The organism is uncultured Campylobacter sp. (genome assembly GCF_937997405.1).
GTDB lineage: Bacteria > Campylobacterota > Campylobacteria > Campylobacterales > Campylobacteraceae > Campylobacter_B.
In genome coordinates this window covers 1-5,600 of the sequence record NZ_CALKTL010000200.1, presented here as the reverse complement: position 1 = coordinate 5,600, position 5,600 = coordinate 1, and the positions used below count along the sequence as shown (strand labels likewise).

The following is a 5,600-nucleotide window of genomic DNA, read 5'->3' as shown; positions in this document are numbered from 1 at the left end:
TAGGTCGTCTGTTTGGACGAACTCAAATCCAAAGAATTTCGGTTTTTTTGCACTCGTAAGCTTGGCTTTGCGGTTAAATTTAAATTTATTAAATTTTTTTGCGACCTTCGTTTCTTTTACGGCAGATATATCGTTTGCAATATTTTCGGTAGAACTTTGAATAAATGGCGCTTCGGATATATTATTTTCTGCAGAATTCTTATCGCCAAAAATTTCATTGTTTTGCTTTGCAGCTTCTTTTGGCTGTGGGGTTACTTTTTGCGCTACACGGTCTTTGGATTTAGAGCCCTCGACGCGCTTTATATTTATCGCGCTGGATGCTAGCGTGTCGAAGCTTACCTCATCGCCGTCGGTTAGGCTAGGATCGCGCTCGCCTAGCATTTCGTAGCTATACTCGACCCCGCCCGTGGCGACTATGACATTTTCACCTCTGATAAATCCGATAAGTCTCATATACTAACATTCCCCGATTTTTTAATGAGAAATATTAGTCAAAATGAACTTAAAAAACGATTATTCTACGGTGACGCTTTTGGCTAAATTTCGCGGCATATCCACGTCATTGCCAAGTCTGACGGAGATTTCAAGAGCTAGAATTTGTAAAATTATCATCATCTCAAAAAACTCGCTCATCGCGTGGCTCTGCTCGCTTGTTTTGATAAAATCATCCGCGATCTCGGGCTCTTCCGGGCTGATAGCTAAAATATATGCATCGCGCGCGGCAAGCTCTTCAACGTTGCTTTTGGTTTTTTCATAAAGCGTATTTTTAGGCATCAGCGCAACCGTAAAGAGATTAGAATCGGCAAGTGCGATCGGCCCGTGCTTCATCTCGCCGCTCGGATAGCCTTCCGCGTGCAGATATGAGATCTCTTTGAGCTTGAGCGCGCCCTCAAGAGCGAGCGGATAGAAAATATCGCGCCCGATAAAGAAAAAGCCGTGTCCGTGCAGATAGTGTTTACTCATGCGGTAAATTTTATCCTGCAAGCCGTCCTTAATCTTTAAAATTTGCGGGATATGAAGCATCGCCGAAATTTCAGCGGAATTCGTGCGCGCCGAGATGACTTCGCGCAGATTTGCAAGATACACGACGAACATCCATAGCACCATAACCTGCGTCGCAAAAGCTTTCGTGGAGGCTACGCCCTTTTCGATGCCTGCGCGGGTGAGGATCACGCTGCCTGCCATGCGCACGATCGAGCTGTTATCGACGTTGCAGATCGCAAGCGTCCTAAGGCCGGCTTTTTTAGCGATGTGCAACGCCTCTAAGGTGTCGGCGGTCTCGCCGCTTTGCGAGATCACGATAAATAAGGAATTCCTGTTTAAAAATGGCTCCTTGTAGCGGAATTCGCTGGCGACTTCCACTTTTGTGCGGATTTTAGCGATGCGTTCGAAAAGATACGAGCTTACGAGCGCGGCGTGATAGCTCGTACCGCAGGCGCATAAGACTACCTCGTCGATACCCTCAAACAGCGCCTCGTCAAGCTCGTCAAATTTTATCTTGCCGCCCTTGATCACGCGCCCCATCATCGCTTCGGTTACGACTTGCGCTTGCTCGTAAATTTCTTTTTCCATAAAAAATCTAAAGCCCTCTTTTTGCGCGTAGCCTTTATCTTTCGGAAGCTCACTAAAGGCGCAATTATGCGGTTTAGAGTTTTTAAAAATGTCGATTTGCCCAAGCTTTGCAACGCCGTAAATTTGATCATCCAGATACGCAGCCGTATTTGCAAGCCCGATGAGGGGGGCGTCTGAGGAGCTAAAGAAAATTTCGTTTTTATCGTTTTTTGCGACGATCAGCGGAGCTGCGTTTTTAGCAAAGAAAATTTCTCCGGGTGCTGCCTTGGTGATTAAGAGCGTAGCGTATGCGCCTTTTAGTCGTTTAATTGTAGCTTCATATGCCTTAAATGCGTCGTTACTAGCCTTGAAATTTTTTTCAAAAAGATGCACGATTACTTCGGTATCGGTCTGGCTTAAAAATTTCACGCCGTCCGCTTCGAGCTCGTCCTTTAGCTCGATGTAGTTTTCGATGATGCCGTTATGCACGACGAAGCTAAAATCTCCAAAATGCGGATGCGCGTTAAGCTCGGTGGGCTTTCCGTGCGTCGCCCAGCGAGTATGTCCGATCGCAACGCCAAAGCCTTGCGAAGTGAAATCTTTCATCTTTTCTTCGAGATTATTTAGCTTGCCGACCGCTTTGAAGTACTTTATATTCGCACTCTCGTCCATCACGGCAAGCCCAGCGCTGTCATATCCGCGATACTCGAGTTCCTTAAGTCCGTTTATTATGATTTTTTTCTTCTCTTCATTTCCGATGTAGCCTACGATTCCACACATTTTGCTTTCCTTATTTAAAATTTGGCGCCCATTTTACTACGCTATTTTAAATTAACGAAATTCGGCTCTAAATTTAGTCCGCTTATCCGTTTTGTAAGCAAAAAATTATATAATTAGCACAAAATTTGGCTTGGGAAATCGATGGAAATTTTAGAAAAACTACAAAGCGGCGAGAGATTAAATTACGAAGACGGCGTGAAATTATGGGATTTGGACCTTTTCGATCTGGGCAAATTCGCCTTTGCTATTCGCAAAGAAAAAAACGGCAAAAACGTCTATTTCAACGCAAATCGTCATATCAATCCTTCGAATTTATGCGCAGATACCTGTAAATTTTGCGCATTTTCGGCGCACCGCAAGAACGAAAACGCCTATACGATGAGCGATGATGAGATCATGCGTATCGTGGACGAGACGGTAGCACGAGGAACGAAGGAGATTCATATCGTAAGCTCGCACAATCCATTCGTTACGCCGCAGCAATATTTGGGAATTTTTAAAGCGATAAAGCAAAAATATCCGCTTGTGCATATCAAGGCGATGACCGCGGCGGAGATCGATTACTGGCGGCGAAAGTGGAAGATGAGCTACGAGGAGACGATAGAGCTGATGATACAAAGCGGCGTGGATTCGATGCCCGGCGGCGGCGCTGAAATTTTTGACGAGGACGTGCGCGATAAAATTTGCAAAGGCAAGGTCTCAAGCGAGCAGTGGCTACGTATCCACTCGCTGTGGCATGCACGCGGGCGTCAGAGCAACGCCACGATGCTCTTTGGTCATATCGAAAGCCGCGCTCACCGCATCGATCACATCTTGCGCATCCGCGCGCTGCAAGATGAGAGCCGCTCTCGCACTAACGGCGGCGGTTTCAACGCCTTCATCCCGCTCGTGTATCAGCGCGAGAATAACTACCTGGATGTGAAGGGCTTTTTGGGCTCGGTCGAAATTTTAAAAACTATCGCGATTAGTAGAATTTTGCTCGACAACGTCGCGCATATCAAGGCGTATTGGGCGACCTCGACGCTAAGCTTAGCTCTTGTGGCGCAGGATTTCGGCGCGGACGATCTTGACGGCACGATCGAAAACGAAAGCATTCAAAGCAGCGCCGGCGCCAGCAGCAAAAAAGGGCAGAGCAAGCGCGATTTTATCGATATGATCAGCACCGCAGGCTTTGTGCCCGTAGAGCGCGACAGCTTATATAATCAGATCGAAATTTACGAATAAATTCTAAAGGAGGAGCAAGTGGAAAAATTCTTTCATCTCGCCGCAGCAAAAACGTCGGTAAGGCAGGAGCTTATTGCGGGACTTACTACGTTTTTGGCGATGATTTACATTGTGCCCGTGAATGCAAATATTATGAGCATCGCAGGTATGCCGTTTGATGCGCTGGTTACGGCAACCGCGCTTATTACGATAATCGCGACGTTATTTAATGGGCTCTTTGCAAATACTCCCGTAGCGCTTAGCGTCGGCATGGGGCTAAATGCGTATTTTACCTTTGCGTTGTGCGTGGATGCGAAGATGCCGTGGCAGAGTGCACTTGGCATCGTAGCGATAAGCGGGGCGCTTTTTACCGTGCTTTCGTTTACGAACTTTCGCGTTTGGGTTATCAAATCTATCCCACTTGATCTGCGTCGCGCAATAAGTGCGGGTATTGGGGCTTTCATCTGCTTCATCGGACTTAAGCAGATGGGTGTCATCGCGCCTAGTCAGGCGACGCTAGTAACTTTAGGAAATTTAAAAGATCTAAACGTTTTACTTGGAATTTTAGGCTTAGCAGTCGTGCTGGTGCTCTTCGTGCTTAGAATCAAGGCGGCGTTTATCTTAAGCATTTTGATTACTTCGTGCGTTGCGTGGGTGGCTGGAATTTCGCCCGCACCACATGGCATAGTAAGCGCGCCAAGCGGCATAACGCCGATATTTGCTAAGCTAGATATCCCCGGAGCGCTGAAGCTTGCGTTCGTGCCTTTTATAATCACATTTTTCGTTACGCATCTATTCGATAGCATCGGCACTCTAACCGGCGTAGGAAACCGCGCGGGGCTTTTTGGAGAGAACAGCAAAGACGGAATGAAAAAACTATCTAGAAATTTAACCTCCGATGCGATAGGCAGCGTTGCGGGAGCCGTTATAGGAACGAGTACGGTTACTGCGTTTGCCGAGAGCGCCAGCGGCGTGGAGGCGGGCGGTCGCACGGGACTTACCGCGGTATTTTGCGCTATGTTTTTCGTGCTGACGCTGTTTATGCTGCCGCTATTTAAGGCGATCCCGGCAAATGCGATCTACCCGATTCTCGTAATGGTCGGGGTTTTGATGTTTAGTGAGCTTGGCAAGATCGATTATAGCGACGCAGGAATTCTAATCCCTGCGTTTTTTATAGTATTTTTGATGCCTTTTACCTACTCGATCACCAACGGCTTAAGCTTCGGTTTCATCGCATATATCGTAGTTAGGCTTGCTCAGCGCAGGATAAAAGATTTAAATTTCGGCGTTTTGACGCTTGGCGCGATTAGCGTTTTAGTATTTTTGATGCATTAAATTTTAAGGAAGTGGAATTCGGCTTTGGCAACAACTGGAGCGCAAGCGGTTACGGCAACGCCTCAAGTGGCAAAACCTCGAGAAAACAAGTGAAGGAACAAGCAGGGATTTTTGCTGAAGACGGGGGGTATCATATCAATGCGGATAGCGTTCACTTAAAAGGTGGCGCTATTGCAAGCACCAATGCGCAAAACAGCCTTCTCCAAACCAACACGCTGACATTTGAAGACATCAAAAACGAATCCGACAGTAAAGCCATGAGCGCGAGTCTCAGTGGCAACATCAAAGAAACCAAAGACAAATGGGTGGATAACGAAACGGGAGAAAAAGTCAAACCGCACAGCCCAAATAGCACCTTTATTCCAAGCCAACGCAGTGGTGGTTTAAGCCCGGGCTTGCCGATGTTACAACAAAGCCACGACAGCAGCCTAACCAAAGCCACGCTAACAGAAGGCACAATCCTCTTAAACAAAGACATGACCCCCGTTTTGAGCACCGCATTGGAACTAGGCATCAACACCGACTTAAGCCAAGCGAATAACCAAACGGACAAGCCGAAAGATATCAACAAAGCCCTAAGTGAACAGCAACAAATTGCTACTGCCGTGGGACATGTGAAAAGTGCGGTGGAGACTTACACCTCCAACCAACGGGAAGCGGCAGAACAGGAGGTTAGACGTTTAAAATCACACTTGGCAACAGCCGAATCACAGGGTAATCAACAAGCGATT

General features: G+C 47.0%; 5 protein-coding genes. 3 read left to right on the top strand and 2 right to left on the bottom strand.

Annotated elements, in window-relative coordinates; genetic code table 11:
- Together Q0372_RS10260 and glmS are read right to left on the bottom strand one after the other, a co-directional pair.
- The coding region (locus tag Q0372_RS10260) for a hypothetical protein (RefSeq protein WP_298105625.1) at positions 1-453 on the bottom strand (453 nt) is incomplete at its 3' end.
- A 60-nt stretch (positions 454-513) separates the two neighbouring features.
- Entirely contained in the window at positions 514-2,331 is a 1,818-nt protein-coding gene (gene glmS / locus Q0372_RS10255; RefSeq protein ID WP_298105622.1) for a glutamine--fructose-6-phosphate transaminase (isomerizing), read from the bottom strand.
- A gap of 141 nt (positions 2,332-2,472) precedes the next feature.
- Between glmS and mqnE the strand changes: the two genes are divergently transcribed.
- From mqnE to Q0372_RS10240, 3 genes are all read left to right on the top strand, one after another.
- Entirely contained in the window at positions 2,473-3,555 is a 1,083-nt protein-coding gene (gene mqnE, locus Q0372_RS10250) for an aminofutalosine synthase MqnE (RefSeq protein ID WP_298105619.1), read from the top strand.
- An 18-nt stretch (positions 3,556-3,573) separates the two neighbouring features.
- Positions 3,574-4,869 (top strand): NCS2 family permease, encoded by a 1,296-nt coding sequence (locus Q0372_RS10245; RefSeq protein WP_298105616.1) that lies wholly within the window; start codon positions 3,574-3,576, stop codon positions 4,867-4,869.
- Positions 4,870-4,880: 11 nt separating this feature from the next.
- A partial coding sequence (locus Q0372_RS10240; protein ID WP_298105613.1) for a hypothetical protein occupies positions 4,881-5,600 on the top strand: 720 nt, incomplete at its 3' end.